This window comes from Halorussus salilacus, assembly GCF_024138125.1.
In the GTDB taxonomy this organism is placed as follows: Archaea; Halobacteriota; Halobacteria; order Halobacteriales; family Haladaptataceae; genus Halorussus; species Halorussus salilacus.
Genome location: NZ_CP099993.1, coordinates 2,454,275 through 2,470,139 on the forward strand (window position 1 = coordinate 2,454,275; position 15,865 = coordinate 2,470,139).

16 protein-coding genes are annotated in these 15,865 nt (G+C 68.8%); 8 read left to right on the forward strand and 8 right to left on the reverse strand.

Annotation, left to right across the window (positions count from 1 at the left end):
* Positions 1-30: 30 nt before the first annotated feature.
* Positions 31-1,122 carry a peptidoglycan recognition protein family protein gene (locus NGM10_RS12610; protein WP_253479304.1) on the forward strand — a complete coding sequence of 364 codons (1,092 nt, stop codon included), beginning with the start codon at positions 31-33 and terminating at the stop codon, positions 1,120-1,122.
* Between the two features lie 150 nt (positions 1,123-1,272).
* On the opposite strand, the gene NGM10_RS12615 is transcribed toward NGM10_RS12610, so the two are convergent.
* Positions 1,273-2,157, reverse strand: coding sequence for a hypothetical protein (locus NGM10_RS12615; RefSeq protein ID WP_253479306.1), 885 nt, complete (start codon positions 2,155-2,157; stop codon positions 1,273-1,275).
* Between the two features lie 194 nt (positions 2,158-2,351).
* Between NGM10_RS12615 and NGM10_RS12620 the strand changes: the two genes are divergently transcribed.
* Positions 2,352-3,248: a Vms1/Ankzf1 family peptidyl-tRNA hydrolase gene (locus tag NGM10_RS12620; RefSeq protein ID WP_253479308.1), complete on the forward strand. Its 897-nt coding sequence runs from the start codon at positions 2,352-2,354 to the stop codon at positions 3,246-3,248.
* Between the two features lie 314 nt (positions 3,249-3,562).
* On the opposite strand, the gene NGM10_RS12625 is transcribed toward NGM10_RS12620, so the two are convergent.
* Positions 3,563-4,375 carry a TrmB family transcriptional regulator gene (locus NGM10_RS12625; RefSeq protein ID WP_253479310.1) on the reverse strand — a complete coding sequence of 271 codons (813 nt, stop codon included), beginning with the start codon at positions 4,373-4,375 and terminating at the stop codon, positions 3,563-3,565.
* 291 nt (positions 4,376-4,666) lie between these two features.
* Positions 4,667-6,385: a DUF255 domain-containing protein gene (locus NGM10_RS12630; protein WP_253479312.1), complete on the reverse strand. Its 1,719-nt coding sequence runs from the start codon at positions 6,383-6,385 to the stop codon at positions 4,667-4,669.
* A gap of 37 nt (positions 6,386-6,422) precedes the next feature.
* Here NGM10_RS12630 and NGM10_RS12635 point away from each other — a divergent pair, with 37 nt between their 5' ends.
* The 6 genes from NGM10_RS12635 to NGM10_RS12660 all read left to right on the forward strand — a co-directional run bounded on the left by NGM10_RS12635 (position 6,423) and on the right by NGM10_RS12660 (position 11,596).
* The gene (locus NGM10_RS12635; protein ID WP_253479314.1) at positions 6,423-6,695 is read left to right on the forward strand and encodes a hypothetical protein; all 273 of its coding nucleotides are present in this window, start codon (positions 6,423-6,425) and stop codon (positions 6,693-6,695) included.
* A 274-nt stretch (positions 6,696-6,969) separates the two neighbouring features.
* On the forward strand, positions 6,970-7,653 hold the full coding sequence (locus tag NGM10_RS12640; RefSeq protein WP_253479316.1) for a DUF7504 family protein: 684 nt from the start codon (positions 6,970-6,972) through the stop codon (positions 7,651-7,653).
* 108 nt (positions 7,654-7,761) lie between these two features.
* Complete coding sequence (locus tag NGM10_RS12645) at positions 7,762-8,316, forward strand: J domain-containing protein (RefSeq protein ID WP_253479318.1); 555 nt, start codon at positions 7,762-7,764, stop codon at positions 8,314-8,316.
* A gap of 133 nt (positions 8,317-8,449) precedes the next feature.
* On the forward strand, positions 8,450-9,475 hold the full coding sequence (locus tag NGM10_RS12650) for a restriction endonuclease (RefSeq protein WP_253479320.1): 1,026 nt from the start codon (positions 8,450-8,452) through the stop codon (positions 9,473-9,475).
* 68 nt (positions 9,476-9,543) lie between these two features.
* Entirely contained in the window at positions 9,544-11,172 is a 1,629-nt protein-coding gene (locus tag NGM10_RS12655) for a GTPBP1 family GTP-binding protein (RefSeq protein ID WP_253479322.1), read from the forward strand.
* A gap of 103 nt (positions 11,173-11,275) precedes the next feature.
* A complete protein-coding gene (locus NGM10_RS12660) occupies positions 11,276-11,596 on the forward strand; it encodes a hypothetical protein (protein ID WP_253479324.1) in 321 nt (106 codons plus the stop codon).
* A 4-nt stretch (positions 11,597-11,600) separates the two neighbouring features.
* Here the strand turns inward: NGM10_RS12660 and NGM10_RS12665 are convergent, their stop codons facing one another.
* From NGM10_RS12665 to NGM10_RS12685, 5 genes are all read right to left on the reverse strand, one after another.
* Positions 11,601-12,305 carry an HAD family hydrolase gene (locus NGM10_RS12665; protein ID WP_253479326.1) on the reverse strand — a complete coding sequence of 235 codons (705 nt, stop codon included), beginning with the start codon at positions 12,303-12,305 and terminating at the stop codon, positions 11,601-11,603.
* A 289-nt stretch (positions 12,306-12,594) separates the two neighbouring features.
* A complete protein-coding gene (locus NGM10_RS12670) occupies positions 12,595-13,083 on the reverse strand; it encodes a double winged helix-containing putative transcriptional regulator (protein ID WP_253479328.1) in 489 nt (162 codons plus the stop codon).
* A 2-nt stretch (positions 13,084-13,085) separates the two neighbouring features.
* On the reverse strand, positions 13,086-14,018 hold the full coding sequence (gene mch, locus NGM10_RS12675; protein ID WP_253479330.1) for a methenyltetrahydromethanopterin cyclohydrolase: 933 nt from the start codon (positions 14,016-14,018) through the stop codon (positions 13,086-13,088).
* Positions 14,019-14,053: 35 nt separating this feature from the next.
* Positions 14,054-14,368: an MTH1187 family thiamine-binding protein gene (locus NGM10_RS12680; protein WP_253479332.1), complete on the reverse strand. Its 315-nt coding sequence runs from the start codon at positions 14,366-14,368 to the stop codon at positions 14,054-14,056.
* A 66-nt stretch (positions 14,369-14,434) separates the two neighbouring features.
* Positions 14,435-15,754 (reverse strand): methyl-accepting chemotaxis protein, encoded by a 1,320-nt coding sequence (locus NGM10_RS12685; protein WP_253479334.1) that lies wholly within the window; start codon positions 15,752-15,754, stop codon positions 14,435-14,437.
* Positions 15,755-15,865: the final 111 nt, after the last annotated feature.

Sequence of the window (15,865 nt, forward strand, 5' to 3'; positions counted from 1 at the left end):
AATTTTAAATACATCCCACATACAAAATATATGGAGAAATCAAGGCGAAACTTTGTCAAGCTGGCGGGCGGAGCAATCGGCTCGGCCGCCGTACTCGGCAGTGCATCGACCGCGAGCGCACAGGAGAGCGTCGCCGACGTGTACCGGTCGGCCGACCCGAGCAACTATACCGACGCCAACCGCACGTCCTCGGACGTGCGCTGGATCGTCATCCACACCATCGAAGGCTCGTACGAGGACGGCTACACATGGTTCGAGAACCCCGACGCCAACGTGAGTTCCCACTTCGTCATCGGTAACGAGCCCGGCCAGATCATGCAGATGGTCGACATCGAGGACATCGCGTGGACCAACGGCGGCGACGGCTCGTACAACGACACCGGCGTCAACTTCGAACTCGAAGGCTACGCCAACTCCACCGACTTCAACGACAACATCTACGAGCAGACCGCCGAGGCGGTCGCACACATCTGCGAGAAGTACGGCGTACCCAAGCGCCACCCGACGTTCGACCTCGCGCCCTGCGACCCCTACGACGGGGAGGGCGGCGTCATCGGCCACAACCAGATTCCGAACGCCGACTGCACGGGCGTCACCGACGGGAAGGTCGACCCCGGCGACACGTTCGACTGGAACTACCTCATGGACCTCGTCGACGGCGAGGTCGACGACGGCGACGGCGGCGACGACGGAGACGACGGCGGGAACGGGGGCACCGCTGGCTGGCCCACCTACTCGTCCGGCGACGAGAACCGCGACGTGTACACCGTCCAGTACCTCCTCGAAGCCAACGGCTATCCGATGGAGTACCACGACGGCATCTACGGCAACGAGGTCGAGACCACCGTCGAGAGCTTCCAGTCCGACACCGGCCTCACCGTCGACGGCGTGGTCGGCCCGAACACATGGGACGAACTCGTCGTCACCGCGAGCGACGGCGACGAGAATCAGGCCGTGCGCGCGGCCCAGGACAACCTCCGGTACAAGCACGGGTACGACATCGCGGTCGACGGCGGCTTCGGTCCCGGGACCGAAGACGCCGTCGAGTCGTTCCAGAGCGCGAGCGGAATCCTCGTCGACGGCATCGTCGGCCCGCAGACGTGGGAGTACCTCGTGGGGTGAGGGTCACACGCGGGGGCTCGTAGTTCGTCCCTCGTCGGCTATCGGGCCAAGAGCCAGTGGACGACTACTCCGAAGGACCTCGCTTCGAGAACGACCCTCGACGAGAGCCCCTCGCGGGGACCGTCTCGCGGTCGGGACGGTACCCGACGCTCACATTCCGCCGCCGTCGTAATCGTCGTACTGGACCGTAATCTCGTGGGACAGCGTCTCGAACATGCTGCCGTTGGCCCCGTCGATGCGGTCGGCGTCGAGGAACCCTTCCACGGTGAACTCGCCGTTGGCGTCCTCGTCCATGTGGACCGGGAGCGAATTGTAGTGAGCGACGCCGACGGCGTAGGTGTCGGTCGGATACTGCCATGTGTAGTTTTCGCCCTCCGGCGCTTCGTCGGTGCCGAGCAGTAGCGAGGCGACGCCGAGCGCGAGACTCGCGACGCTCACGTACGGTCCCGCCGCGGCCAGCACCGGCATGCTCGACTTCGAGAGGATGTACCCCGTGAGTCCCGCCAGCGTCGAAACCGAGTCGGCGTCGCCAGCCTCCTCTTTGGCCTCCTCGTCGACCTTCGAAACGTCGTCGAGTTCGCTTTCGGTGAGGTCGTAGTCGGGGTCGTCGAGCACTTCGCTCTCGGTCTTCGGTCGTCCGGCGTGGACCACGTCGGTGTCGATACGGTCGATGCCCGACGTCGAGCCGTTGTCCCCGCTCTTGACGTTGAAACCGAACTGATAGAGCGCGGGCTTGTGTTCCCCGATCTCGGTCTCGCGGTAGGTGGCGACGCTGACCGTCGTGATGTCGAAGTAGCGGTAGTGAACGCCGCTCTCGGTGTCCGACCCCACGTACTCGGCCGCGACGTGCTGGGAGAGGTCCATCATATCGCCCCCGATTCGCTCTACGTTCTCCGAATCGTGGCCGTACCACCGGTCACCGACAATCGTGTACGAATCGGCGCTTGCACCGCCGGTCGCGAGATATCCGCCGAGTCCGAGCGCACCCATCGTTCGAATCGCGTCGCGTCTGGTCGCAGTTGGCTTTTTTACCATACCACTCACCCGTATGAATAGCACACGGATAGTATTTTCTCAAGTACGAATTAGTAATAGATAATATATTTTGCCCTATTAGTATCTCGGCGGCGAGCGTCGCGACCGCCGTCGTAGCGTCGGTTCGGGGTTCCCACGGCCGAACCGACTGCGAGCAGAAACTACTTACCACGCCCGCGCCCGCCTAGGGCCGAATGCTGGACGAGTTGCTCGGGCGCGCCGAACTCAAAGAGCGCATCGACGAACTCGAAGAGGAGAAGCGCCACCTCGAACGCCGCGCCGAGGCCGAGGAGGAACGGCGCGCTGAGGCCGCGACCGCCCGCCAGGAGGCCGAAGAGCGCGTCAATCGGCTGGAAGACCGCATCGCCGAACTGGAGGACCGGGTCGAGCGCCAGCAGGACGAGGACGCCGACCTCGACTTCCGGGGGGTCGAGACCGTCCGGGGCGACCGCCTCGCGGCCGTCCTCGACCGACTCGGCTCCGTGGAGACCGAACCCGAGGCCGCGCTGACCGCGATGGTCGGCGCTGAGCAACGCGGCCTGCCCGATGCGGTCGAGACCGCCTTCGGCGACCACGCCGCGCTGGTCGAGCGCGCCCGACCCTGTCTGGCGGTGACCGACGACGAGGGCCTTGTGAGCGTCGCGCTCGCGCCCCCGGTCGCGCCCGACCCGTTCGTCGAGTGGGGGGCGGGCTTCCGACTCGACCGCGAGTGGTTCCTGCCGACGGGCGAGTTCGCGCTGGCGCTCGTCCGGTCGGACCTGTTCGCGCTCGGCACCTACGAGGGCCGCGAGCGCCTCGATTTCGAGGGGTTCGAGAGCGACGTGAAGGGCGACCACTCGAAGGGCGGGTTCTCGCAGGGCCGGTTCGAGCGCCGCCGGGACGCCCAGATAGACGAGCACGTCGAGAAGTGCGAGGACGCGCTCGCGGCGGTGGACGCCGACCGCGTGTTCGTCGTGGGCGAGCGGACCTTGTTGGGCGAGTTCGACGAGCGGGCGACCGCGACCGCGGCGGTCGACGCGACGGGGAAGCCCGAGGAGGCACTCGGCGACGCGTTCCGGGAGTTCTGGACCACGCGGCTGTATCGGATTTGAGCGGGCTTTCGAGTTCGCTTCGGTATCGGGCCGAGAGATGACCCGACCGAGAGCAATCGGCGTGTGAGCGAGATGACCCGACCGAGAGCAGTCGGCGTGTGAGAAGTCGAGCGAAGCTAGCTACTGCCGTCACCTGTGAGGACCGCACCGCGACAGCACAGCACAGCACCGCACCGCGCCCCGTGCCTCCCCGCGTGCGTCTGCGCTCGCACTGCGAGCGCAGACGCGGCGCATCCCGTGGTTGGTCCAGATTCGGAAAATTGCGGTCGGTGAAAGATGCACGAAACGGGACTGAAGGTCGACCGAGCGCGGAATCACGACGGCCCGATGGAGAGCGGTTCGGCCTCCTCCCACCGGGGCGCGAACTCCTCGCGCACGTCGGCGGCGAACTCGGGGTCCTTGAGGTCGATCATGGCGAACGGTTCGCCGGGGTTCAGGGGGTTGGCGACCTCGATGCAGACCTCGGCGCTGTCGATGAGGTTGAAGGTGCCCCGGAGGCCGTCGGTGGTCCGGACCGCGAAGTCGGGGTGGTCGGCGAACGTCTCGGCGTAGCGCTCGCCCACGCTCGGCGGGAGGGTCTCGACGAGCGTCGGGGTCATCAGCATCGACACCTCGACCCCGCGGTCGAGCGCCGCCTCCAGGTGTTCGGCCACGAGGTCGCCGACCCGCCCGAGGTCGAACTGGGCCGACGACCGCCCGGCGACCAGCACGATTCGCTGGTCGGCCGCGTCGAGGCGCTCGACGAGCAGGTCGATGGTCTCCTCGGCCCCGACCGCCGCGGTCCAGAACTGCTCTTCGACCGGCCCGGCCGACTCCAGTTCGTCGGTGAGGTCGTCGACGATGCCCTCGTACTGGTCGGCCTGCTCCTCCAGCTCGGCGAGCTTGTCCTCCAGCAGCCGGTCGAGCGCGGTCTCGGGCTCGACCGCGACGTACTTCTTGGGGCGGCTCGCGCTCTGGGAACGCACCAGACTGTGGGTCTCCAGGCTCGATAGCACGTCGTAGATGCGACCCATCGGGACGTCACTCGCGCGTGACAACTCCTTCGCGGTTGTCGGCCCGGCGTCCAACAGCGCCCGATACGCCCGGGCCTCGTACTCGGACAGACCGAGGTCACGTAGACTCGCCATGTGCGGGGAATGACCCCCGCGACACATAAACTCTCGGACGGTTTGTCAGTCTCTATTGGTGTTTGCAAGGGGGTTTCGAACGCCCCGAACGGAAGCGGTCGAGCGAAGCTAGCTACCGTCGGTCCCGGTGAGGACCGCACAGCACCCCACCGCGACCGCACCGCGCCCCCGTGGCTCCCCGCGTCTCGCCGAACGAAGTGAGGTGTGGTTCGTGGGAACGAAGCTCCCACGGCGTGCGTCTGCGCTCGTAGTGCGAGCGCAGACGCGGAATCCCGGGTAGTGGGAACTCGATTACGCCGGGTCGAACGCCGAGTCGGCCACGCGCTCGCTCAGTTCCTCGGGCGTCCTCGCGGGTGCCGAGCGCTCGCCCTCGATCACGACGTAGGCCGCGCCCTCCTCGTGCTCGTCGCCCGCGACCTCGGGGACGACGACCTTCTCGTGGTCGGCGACCCGCAACGCGGCGCGGTGGAGGTCCGACCCCGCGTCGTCGGCGACCTCGATGAGGAGGGGGTCCCGACAGAGCCGCGCCGCGGCGGTCGCGTACCCGGCGACCTGCACGCCGAAGCGGTCGGCGGCGTCGGCGAACGCCGCGACCGCGCCCTCGGCCGCGTCGCGATAGCGGTCCTCGCCGGTCAGGAGCGCGAGGTCGGCGAGCGCGCTCGCCATCTCGGCGTTGTCGTCGAGCGCCCGCAGGGGACGGTCGAGCAGGCCCGGTCCCGAACGGGGGCCGTCCACGAACGCGCCGTCGGGCGACTCGTCCTCGCGGAGTTCGTCGAGCGCGAAGTCGGCCACCGCGCGCGCGGCGTCGAGGTACTCCTCGTCGCCCAGCACCTGCCGGGCGGTCGTCAGCGCCGAGAGGACGAGGGCCTGGTCGGCCAACAGGCCCGACTCGCTCGTCTCTCCGTCGGCGGGTCGGAAGTGCGTGACCTCGCCGTCGTCCACGAGTTCGTCGAGGACGTGGTCGAGCGCGCGCTCGGCGTAGGTCCGCGCGCGCTCGTCGTCGGTGTAGGCGTGGAGCGTCAGGAGCGCGTCGACGGCCATCGCGTTCGAGTCGGCGAAGACGGTGTCGTCGACCGCAGGCGGGTCGGCCGACTCGCGGTCGCTCGGGTCGAGGGCGTAGTAGCCCGGGCTTCCGGACTCGGCCCCGGTCGGGGCCGAGTCCGAGTCGGGGTCCGGGTCGTCACCGGGGGCCTGACTCCCGGCGAAGGCCTCTCCGGTCCACAGCGTCGTCGTGAGGTACTCGACCGTCCGGTCGGCCGGGTCGCGGTACTCCTCCTCGCCGGTGTAGAGGTACGCCTCGGCGAACGCCCGGACCAGCGCGGCGTTGGTCGACAGCAGTTTCTCGTGGTGGACCTCGCTCCAGTCGCGCCCCTCGGCGAACCGGAAGAAGCCGCCGTCGTAGTCGTCGAGCAGGTGCTCGCGTATCGCGGTCAGGGTCGCCAGCGCCTGCTCGCGCTCGCGCTTGAGCGCGAACTCCACGGTGCGGGGCAGGGGGAACTTCTCGCTGTCGCCCCACCCGCCGAACTGGGAATCGAACTTCTCGCCGAGCTGGCCCGCCACGAGGCGCTCGATCTCCGGGGTTAGCTCGCCCGCTGGCGGGTCCTCCCGGAGGCTCCGGGGGACCCGGGCGGCGTCCCGACCCTTGTGGGCCCAGAGGTCCCGGACGCGCTGGACCACCTGTCGCATCCCGTCGACGCCGAGGTAGGTCGCGCCGGTCAGGGTCTCGCCCTCGGGCGTGAGGAACACGTTCGAGGGGAATCCGCCGACGTTGTACCGCTCGCGGACCCGGGGCTGGCGGTCGATGTCGACCCGGACGGGCACGAACGAGTCGTTGACGTTGGCCGCCACCATCGGGTTGCTGTAGGCTTCGCGGTCCATCTCGTGACACCACGAGCACCACGTCGCCGACAGCGAGAGCAGTATCGGCGTGTCGGTCTCTCGGGCCTCCTCGAAGGCCTCCTCGCCCCACTCGCGCCACTCGACCTTGGTCCGCTCGGCGCTCTCGTTCATGCGTCGGGGTTGGGAGCGGGCCGGGATGGGTCTTGCTATGTGGGGCTCGTCGGTCTCGGAGGGTGAGGGCACGAGCGGCGTCGAAGAGCGACGCAAACGGCGTCGGAAGGCAAGAGAGCAGGAGGACCGTGACGGACTCGGGGCCGCCCGGTGGGCGGCCCCGAGCCCGTTTTCCGGCGGTCGGCGCGAGACAGACGCGTCGGTCTCGCGCGAGACCGTCGAGGCGGTCGCGCCGGTCCTCCTCGCGAACGCGACCGCGGGTCGCCCTCCGCCCCACGGCATCATCGGGCGACTCTCGGCAGTCACCTGATGGAATCGCGCGACGTTTCCGAACGGCCGCCGGGAGAATCTCGACTGGACGTTCGTACTCCCGGTACTTAATCGTAGTGCTGTCTCTGGCAGCGACCGCCGGTTTCTCCTCCGAACGAAACGTATTTGATGACGACTTCTGTACACCTACGTAGAGCCGCGTCGGCGCTTCAGTTTCTCTGCGCGCCGACGCGAGGTACGTTCGGTCGGCCGTCCCCGAGAGACCGCGTCTTCGCATCGTCCGACGCTCGACCGCCCGACGAGAGGGACCAGACATGAGCCACGAAACGACCGGAGCGGAGGGCAGTTCCGTCGCGGGCCAGCGACCCGCAGAGCCGCCCGAACTCCCCGAGCTACCCGCGCTCCGCGCGGGCAGGACGTTGCTGGTCGCCGAGTCGGGCGACCTCGAACGCTACAACCTCGACCTGCGAGTCGCCGCGGCACGGAGCGACCCCGAAGAGAGCGCGGTGTTCGTGACGACCGAGACGGGAGCCGAGCGGATGGTCGACCGGTATCGGTCGGTCACCGGCGACGACTCCCCGGAGACCGTCGGGGTCGTCGACGCGGTCTCGACCGACCAGAGCGTCCCGGCGACGTACCGCGAGACCCCCACCGTCTACGTGCCCGCGCCCCACGAACTCGCTCGGCTCTCGCTGGCGCTGAGTGACCTGACGCCCCCGTACGCCCACGAAGTGCGACGCAAGCACCTGGTGTTCCAGTCGCTGACGCCGCTGTTCGACGCGCTCGACGGGGCGACCGTGGCCCGGTTCGTCCGGGAGACGGTGGGCGAGTCGCCGGAGATCGACGGCTTCGCCATCTTCCGGGTCGACTTCACCGCCCACGACGAGGCCACGATGGAACGGCTGCGCGACCTCGCGGATATGCTGCTCTGGGTCGAGGAGACCCCTGACGGCGAACTCGACTACGAGTTCGAGCGCCCGCGGTCGGCGACCCGGTGAGTGTGGCCCGACCACCTTGCGTGCGACCCGACCACCTCGGAGCCCCCGAGTCAGGTCACCGGGGTCCCCGAGCGAGACGCTTACAACCCCGCGGTCCGAAATCCGACCGTGAGAGGGACGCGAACCGAGAGGGAGACGTGGCTCCTGTTCGGACTGGCGGCGGTGCTGGCGGGCATCGCCACGCTGGAGTTCGTCCTCGGGTTCGTCTACAGTCCCGCGCTGTTCGCCATCGCGCTCCCGTTCGCCGCGGCCGCGTACCTGGTCTGGTACCACGCCAGCGGCCGCCTCGAAGACCGCGTCCAGCAGGGCCGGGCCGGGAGCTATCGCCGCGCCGACGCCGAGACCGGCGGGTTCGGTGCGGGACCGCGCGACTCGTTCTCGGGTCGCCGGGGCGGGTTCGGAGCGCGTGACGCCCGGGGCCGGACCGACGCCCGCGGCGCGAGCGCCGGGCGCGGAGCGCGCGCCCGGCCGGGGGCCGACGACCGACCGACGCCCGCGCAGGCCTACCGCACCCTCGGACTCGACCCCGGTGCCGACGCCGACGCGGTCCGGACGGCCTACCGAGAACGCGTGAAGGCGGTCCACCCCGACCGGGAGGGCGGCGACGAGGAGGAGTTCAAGCGCGTGAATGAGGCCTACGAGCGCCTCCAGGAGCGGGCGTGAGCCGAGTCGGTCCCGATGAGTCTGGATTGAATCAGCCCCTGTGGGCGCGACCGCGGTCGCGCCCACAGGGGGGATGTTTTTTATATCGGGACTGAGGATATGAACGCGAACGGCGTCCCCGCGGTGACAATCCATGTTGCAGGCAATGGACCACTCGGAGTTCGGGAAGTTCGTGGCGGCCCTCTGGAAGCGGCAGGGCTGGCAGACGCGGGTCAAGCGCGACGACGGACGGACGTTCGTCGCGGTCCAGCGGCCCGAGACCGGCGAGGAGGGCCTACTGTGGGCGATTCCCGCCTCCGAGGGCGAGGTCGGTGGCAAGCAGGTCCAGCAGTTCGTCAAACTCTGCCAGCAGTACGACGTCGAGGAGTCGGCCATCGTCTCGGCGGGGACGACGAGCGACCACGCCGAGAAGGTCGCGGCAGGAACCGGCGTGGAACTGCTCGACGGCGATGGCGTCGAGGCGTTCCTGAAGCAGCGGGGGCTGACCGACCTCCCCGCCGAGTTCGGCGGGGCGAGCGGGGCCGAGGGGACGGACGCGAGCGGCGAGTCCGACGACTCGTCGGACTCGCCGCTGGACCGACTCGAACCGGTCGCCCAGCGGGTCGGCGCGCTCGCCGGGAGCGTCGGGTCGAAGGGAGTCGCGGTCGCGGTCGTGGTGGTGGTCGCGCTGGTGGCGGTCGGGTTCCTCGGCGGGCCGTCGATACCCTTCCTCGGCGGGGGCGGCGACGACATCACTGCGGAGTCGGCCTCGCCCGGCGACGCCAACGCCAGCCTCTCGGTCGCGTGGAACGCCGAGGTGACTGACAGCATCGACCCGAACGAGTCCGACGACGTGGCGTATCCCGCGCCCGAGGGTCAGGAGTTCGTGGTGGTCCAGATGAACATCCTGAACACCGGTAACGATTCGGTGCCGCTGAGTCGGGGAGCCTTCCAGCTACGGGCGAACGGCACGACCTCCCGGAGCGAGTCGTTCGCCGACCACGAGGGATTCGTCGACTTGCCGCTGAGCGCGGGTGGGAACCGGACCGCCTGGACCGCGTTCGCGGTGCCCGAGGGGTCGACCGGGACGCTGGTCTACGACCAGAACGCGACCGACGCGACCGTCGCGGTCGAGTTCGAGCGCGACACCGCCATCTCGACGAACGTGACCGCTCGGTGACGTTTCCGTGGGCCGGTTTCACACGATTCCGGGCAAGGCTTTTGCCGCGTCCGCCCTAATCGCGCGGTATGTGCCCTAACCGGGCCACGTTGCAACGCGCTCTCGACCGCGGAGAGCGAGAGGGCGGCAACGTCGAGTTCAAAGAACGACTCACGAAGGACCTCCACCTCGCGGAGGGCCGCATGGAGAGTCTGGCCGCACAGCTCAGACACCGGGTGCTGTCGGGCGACGGCGAAGCGACCTACGTGGTCGGCGTCACCGACGACGGCGGCATCGCGGGAATCAGCCACGACGCCTTCTCCGAATCGATGGACGTGCTGAGCCTGCTCGCCGAGGAGGCGGGCGCGCACATCGAGGGCGTACAGACGTGGGGCATCGCCGACGACGGAAGCGTCTCGACCGACGGCGACGCCGACGGCCTCGTCGGCGTGGCGACGATTCGAGAGGGCGCGATGCTCGACACCGACAGCGAACACATCGTGGTCGGGACCGCGGGCCACGTCGACCACGGCAAGTCGACGCTGGTCGGGTCGCTGGTCACGGGACAGGCCGACGACGGCGAGGGCGGGACGCGGGGGTATCTGGACGTTCAACCCCACGAGGTCGAGCGCGGCCTCTCGGCCGACCTCTCGTACGGCGTCTACGGCTTCGACGGCGAGGGGCCGGTCCGAATGGACAACCCTCACCGCAAGTCCGACCGCGCTCGCGTGGTCGAGGAGTCCGACCGCCTCGTCTCGTTCGTCGACACCGTGGGCCACGAGCCGTGGCTCCGGACCACCATCCGGGGACTGGTCGGCCAGAAGCTCGACTACGGCCTGCTGACCGTGGCGGCCGACGACGGCCCGACCAAGACCACCCGCGAGCACCTCGGGGTCCTGCTCGCGACCGAACTGCCGACGATGGTCGCAATCACCAAGGCCGACGCGGTGACCGACGAGCGACTCGTCGAGGTCGAGCGCGAGGTCGAGCGCCTGCTCCGGGACGCTGGCAAGACCCCCCTGCGAATCGAGCGCCACGGCACCGACGCCGCCGTCGAGGAGATCGACGAGACCGTCGTGCCCGTCCTCACGACCAGCGCGGTCACGATGGAGGGGCTCGACACGCTGGACGAACTGTTCGAGCGCCTCCCCAAGACCACCGCCGACTCGGGGGAGTTCCGGATGTACATCGACCGCACCTACTCGGTGACGGGCGTCGGGGCGGTCGCGTCGGGCACCATCATGTCCGGGCGGGTCGAGGCGGGCGACGAACTCCTCGTCGGCCCGATGGCCGACGGCGCGTTCCGCGAGGTCGAAGTGCGGTCCATCGAGATGCACTACCACCGGGTCGACGAGGCCAAGGCGGGCCGCATCGTCGGCATCGCGCTGAAGGGGGTCCGCGAGGAGGACATCGAGCGAGGGATGGTCCTCCTGCCAGCCGATACCGACCCCGAACCCGTCCGGGAGTTCGAGGCCGAGGTCGTGGTGCTGAACCACCCGACCAACATCGGCGACGGCTACGAGCCCGTGGTCCACCTCGAAACCGTGAGCGAGGCGGCGTCGTTCCACCCCGAGGGCGGCCAGCTCCTGCCCGGCGACTCGGGCACCGCGACGGTCCGGTTCAAGTTCCGGCCGTACCTCGTCGAGGAGGGCCAGCGGTTCGTGTTCCGCGAGGGACAGAGCAAGGGCGTCGGCACCGTGACCGACGTGAACCCGTAAGGTCGCGCGACCGCTTCGGTCGCGCGACCCTACTCCTCGCGCGACGGGGCCGGGACCCCTCCCGGACGCGTGAGTTTTTGTACCCCGGTCGAGGAGTGACCCCATGAACCGAACCCGCGTCGTCGAACTCGCCACCGGCGTCCTCGTCGCCGTCCTGTTCACCCTGAGTCTGGCGGGCACGTACGTCGCGGTTCAGGAGGGGACCGGCGTCGTCTCCGCGCTGTTGGGCGTCTACCTGACCGGCATGCTGGTCGCGGCGGTCGCGCTGGACGCGATGCGGGCCCGGTGGTGGCGAATCGCGTTCTTCGCTGGCGTGGCGGTGTGGGGAGGTTACGAGTACGCGACAACCGGGGGCGCGTTCGCGGCGGTGCTGGCGGCGATGGGTCTGGTGATGGTCGCGGCGAGTCTGTGGGGCGAGGGGTAGGGACTCACCACGTCGCGTCTCGCAACGCCGACAGCGACCCGAACGCGTAGTGAGGTTCGGGGTCCGGCTTGACCCCCTCGTCGGCGGGCACCCACGCCGACCGCAGGCCCGCGGCGTGGGCACCCGCCACGTCCGACGACAGCGAGTTCCCGACGTGGACCGCCCGGTCGGGCGACGAATTCAGTTCCGACAGCGCCGCCTCGAAGGGCTCGGGGTCGGGCTTGGAAGCGGTGTCGTGGCCCGCGAACACCACCGCCTCGAAGGCGTCGGCGAGTCCGGCGGCCTCCAGTTTGGTGGTCTGCATCCCCGGCGGGCCGTTGGTCACGACCCCGAGCGCGCACTCGTCGGCGAGCGCGTCGAGGGCCTCGCGCGCGCCGGGGAGGGGCCGGACCCGCGACTGGTCGCGCGCGTCGGCGAAGGCGTCGGCGACCGCCCGGCCCAGTTCGGGGTCGCGGCCGCGGTCGGCGGCGAGTTCGGCGAAGCAGTTGGCCCGGCCCTCCGCGATGGAGACGCCGGGACCGAGGTGGTCGTCGAACCGCTCGAAGTACGCCTCGACCTCGAAGAGGGGCTCGACTCCGGCGCGCTCGAAGGCGATTTCGAGGACCTCGCCGGGGGTGCGCTCGTACTCCACGAGCGTCCCGTCGAGGTCGAAGAGGACTGTGTCGATGGGTCCGGGTTCGTTTCTGTCCGGGTCGGCGTTCGAAGCCATGTCGTTCGTGCCGGGGGTTGGTGGTGTCTCGTGATAAAGGTCGTCTCTCGGGCGAGAGACACCGAAACTGAGGGCCGGAGAAGGCTCGAAATGGTGGACCGAGTCCGAGACGCTAGCTACTCCCGGTACCGATGAGGCCGCACCGCGACCGCACCGCACAGCACCGCGACCGCACCGCAACCGCGCCCCGTGCCTCCCCGCGTGCGGTCGCGCCTTCGCCGAAGGCGCGACCGCGGCGCATCCCGTGGTCGGTGGCAATTCGCGAAACCGAGACGCTCGGACAGGCGCGCTACGCCGCCCGATAGCCGTCTTCCGTCTTCTCGGCAAGTCCCAACAGCGTTGCCCAGTCGAGCAGGTATTCGACGCGCTCGCGCCAGATGGTCTCCCAGGAGTTGGGGTTCTTGTGGTGTTCCCACGTCGGCACCTCGTCGCGGAACGCCCCGAACGCCTCGTCGACCGATACCGGGCCGTCGCTCTCGTCCAGAATTTCGAGGAGCGCGGGCACCCCGAAGACCCCTTCGCGGAATCGCTCGCGGAGGGACGCCGGTTCGGGGTCGGCGCGAACGCGGGCGAACCCCGAGTCGGTCTCCTCGGCGAGGCCGAGCGCCCGGAGGAAGGTGAGCCACGTCCGGGCCTCGTCCCTGCTCGTGAGGTCGGTCCGGTCGAGCATCCGGGCACAGCAGTCGTCCTCGCTACCCGGAACGAGCGGGACCGCCTTCTGGGCGGTCGCCACGAAGTCGAGCGACTCGGGGGGTTCGGGGACGAGCTTGAACCGCATCGCTATAGCCCGAAGCTCTCGGCCAGCAGGTCCTCGTCTCGCGCGCCGACGACGTGCGTGTCGCCGCCGATCACGTTGATCGTCACCTGCGCGGGCGCGAACACGCTCTCGTCTACCTCGTAGAAGTCCCAGTCGACCGACTCGAAGATGTCGGCGAAGCGGGTGCCGTACTCGTCGTTGGCGGTCGAGACGACCTCGTCGAAGCGGTCGAACTCCTCGCGGACCGTGAGGTGGACCCGGCCGCCGTAGGCCAGCGCGTCGTTGGTCCGGGCGATGGCGGTCTCCTCGTCGCCCGCGACGGGCGCGACCGGCGCGGACCCCGAGACGCTCACCACGTCGAGGGGGTCGTAGCCGAGCTCCGAGAGCCGGAAGACCGCCATCTCGGCGGCCCGGGCGGCGACGCTGACGCTCCCCGCGAGGCTCGCGGTGGGCGCGGTCGGGAGGAAGACGCTCGACGGTTCGACGCCGGTCAGGTCGGCGACGTGGTCGGCGACCGACTCGGTGGGGTAGTCGTCGCTCTCGACCGCGAGTACCGCGAAGTCGAACTCGTCGCGGTAGCCCACGCGGGCGAACTCGTCCTCCTCGGCCACGAGCGCGCGGGCGGGACCGCTACCCAGCCCCTCGAAATCGTCGGTGCCGACCTCCCAGCCCGCCTTCTGCGAGCAGAGCAGGGCCAGCGCGGGGTGGTCGGTCGAGAGTTCGACCGAGGGCACTGGCGCGCCAGCGACCTCGTCCATCCGGCTCTGGACCGTGGCGAGTCCCGCGGTCTGGAGTTCCGCCAGCAGGAGTCCGGCTTCCATGCCCCCGTCGAACTCGTGGCCGAAGTCCAGCACGGTCGCGCCGTTGTCGAGTTCGACCGCGCCGATGTCGAGTTCCTCGGCGAAGTCGAGCGCCTCGTCGGCGAGTTCGAGTGCGTTGCGGTTCAGGCTGTCCATGCGGGTGGGTTGGGCGTCACCCGGTAAACAGTTTATCAGTCCCGGTCGCGCTTCGCCTCCCGGCCTAACTCCCGCTCGACGCTCTCGACTTTCTCTCGCGCGCGTTGCTCGCGCGTGCGCTTGTCGTCTATCTTGAGGAACGTGCTGACGCGGTCGCCGTCGACGGCCTCGTGGGCGGCGTGGGCGGCCGCGAACAGTTCGTCGGCCGAGTCGGCCTCGATGGTCGTCCCCATCGGCGTGGTCTCGTAGGAGACGTCGAAGTCGTCGAGGGCGGCGACCGCCTTCGCGACCTCGCTCGCCATGCTGTCCTCGGTCACGGGTGCGACGCTCAGGAACGCGATGACCGTCATGGTCGAGTCGACGACGCCGACCACCTTTGGCGTACCTGTTCTACGTCACGACCGGTTCCAGCCACCTTAGACGAACTTCCCGAGGAGCGAGTCCTCGTCGACCAGTTCGTCGGTCGTCCGCGCGATCTCGCGTATCTGGTCGGTCTGCTCCTGGCTCGCTTTCGCGGCCACGTCGAGTTCGTCTGCCATCCGGTTCAGGTCGGCGACGAGCTCGTCGGCCAGCGTGGCGATCTCCTCTGCGGAGGCCGCCTGGTCGTCGGTCGCGTCCGAGACCTCCCGAATGCCCTGTGCGGTCTCCCGGACCGCCTCGACGATGTTTTCGAGGGTATCCATCGTGACCTCGACGGCTTGCTCGCCTTGGTCGATCCGCGAGGTCGTCTCTTCGAGGCTCTCGACCGTCTCGACCGTCTCCCGTTGAATCTTCTCGATCATCGACTCGATCTCTCCGGCGTAGTTCTGGGACTCCTCGGCCAGGCGCTTGACCTCCTCGGCGACGACCGCGAACCCGTCGCCAGCCTCTCCGGCGCGGGCCGCCTCTATCGAGGCGTTGAGTGCGAGCATGTGCGTCTGGTCGGCGATGGCGTCGATCATCTCGGCGATGCCGTCGATCTCCTCGACGCGCTCTTGGAGCTGGTCGACCTCCTCCGTGGCCTCCTTCGAAGACGCCTTGACCGTCGCCATCACCTCTCGTGCTTCGTGTGCGGCGTCTTGGCCCTCTTCGGCGAGTGACTCCGCTCGCCCACTTCGAGTCGCTACCTCGTTCGCGGTGGTCGCGACCTCCTCGACGCTGGCGCTCAACGACGAGACCTCCTCGGCGGCGTCGGTGACGCTGTCGGTCTGTTGCTCGACCGTCTCGGTCACCCGCTGGGTACTCTCGGCGACGCTGTCGGCCGACGCGGCGAGTTCCTCGACTGGGTCCTGGAGCCGGTTCTCCAGGTCGCCTAGGAGCTGTTCGAACTCGTCTCCGATCTCTGTGATCTCGGGTGCGAACTCGATAGCGCCGACGAGTTCGCCGTCCGGTCCGTGCAGGGGGACCCCGATATCGTGAGTGTGCCAAAGAGTACCATCCGGTTTCTCGCCCGTCCGGCCCGAGTCGACGACCGGTTCGTCCTTTCGGACCGCGGGTGCCGCCACCAACTCCTCGCCATCGTCGACACTGGCGAAGACCTCCGCGTCGGTGCCAATCGCCTCGTCTGCCGGTAGGCCAGTCAACTCGGCAGTGCTCTCGTTCCAGTGGGTGATCACCTCGTCGGCGTCGACTGCCAGTACCGGTTCCGGGGTGTTCTCGACGATGCTTTCGAACAGTGATCGCCAGTAGTCTCGCTCGGCTCGGAGGCGTTCGAGTTCGTCGTCGGCATCCGTTTGTGGGGACAGCGTCGTAGCCATGTGTGTCGAGATATTCTCACTTTACTGGAATATTACTTAATTAATTCTATTATAGACGGACTGTGATTTTCGGTGGGTTCGACGCGGCGTCCCTACTGCCGAGCCGTCCCG

Bases quoted from the DNA above. Each gene is read 5' to 3' on its own strand.
- NGM10_RS12610 (WP_253479304.1), top strand. From the start codon at position 31: ATGGAGAAATCAAGGCGAAACTTTGTCAAGCTGGCGGGCGGAGCAATC.
- NGM10_RS12615 (WP_253479306.1), bottom strand. From the start codon at position 2,157: ATGGTAAAAAAGCCAACTGCGACCAGACGCGACGCGATTCGAACGATG.
- NGM10_RS12620 (WP_253479308.1), top strand. From the start codon at position 2,352: ATGCTGGACGAGTTGCTCGGGCGCGCCGAACTCAAAGAGCGCATCGAC.
- NGM10_RS12625 (WP_253479310.1), bottom strand. From the start codon at position 4,375: ATGGCGAGTCTACGTGACCTCGGTCTGTCCGAGTACGAGGCCCGGGCG.
- NGM10_RS12630 (WP_253479312.1), bottom strand. From the start codon at position 6,385: ATGAACGAGAGCGCCGAGCGGACCAAGGTCGAGTGGCGCGAGTGGGGC.
- NGM10_RS12635 (WP_253479314.1), top strand. From the start codon at position 6,423: ATGTGGGGCTCGTCGGTCTCGGAGGGTGAGGGCACGAGCGGCGTCGAA.
- NGM10_RS12640 (WP_253479316.1), top strand. From the start codon at position 6,970: ATGAGCCACGAAACGACCGGAGCGGAGGGCAGTTCCGTCGCGGGCCAG.
- NGM10_RS12650 (WP_253479320.1), top strand. From the start codon at position 8,450: ATGTTGCAGGCAATGGACCACTCGGAGTTCGGGAAGTTCGTGGCGGCC.
- NGM10_RS12655 (WP_253479322.1), top strand. From the start codon at position 9,544: ATGTGCCCTAACCGGGCCACGTTGCAACGCGCTCTCGACCGCGGAGAG.
- NGM10_RS12660 (WP_253479324.1), top strand. From the start codon at position 11,276: ATGAACCGAACCCGCGTCGTCGAACTCGCCACCGGCGTCCTCGTCGCC.
- NGM10_RS12665 (WP_253479326.1), bottom strand. From the start codon at position 12,305: ATGGCTTCGAACGCCGACCCGGACAGAAACGAACCCGGACCCATCGAC.
- NGM10_RS12670 (WP_253479328.1), bottom strand. From the start codon at position 13,083: ATGCGGTTCAAGCTCGTCCCCGAACCCCCCGAGTCGCTCGACTTCGTG.
- mch (WP_253479330.1), bottom strand. From the start codon at position 14,018: ATGGACAGCCTGAACCGCAACGCACTCGAACTCGCCGACGAGGCGCTC.
- NGM10_RS12680 (WP_253479332.1), bottom strand. From the start codon at position 14,368: ATGACGGTCATCGCGTTCCTGAGCGTCGCACCCGTGACCGAGGACAGC.
- NGM10_RS12685 (WP_253479334.1), bottom strand. From the start codon at position 15,754: ATGGCTACGACGCTGTCCCCACAAACGGATGCCGACGACGAACTCGAA.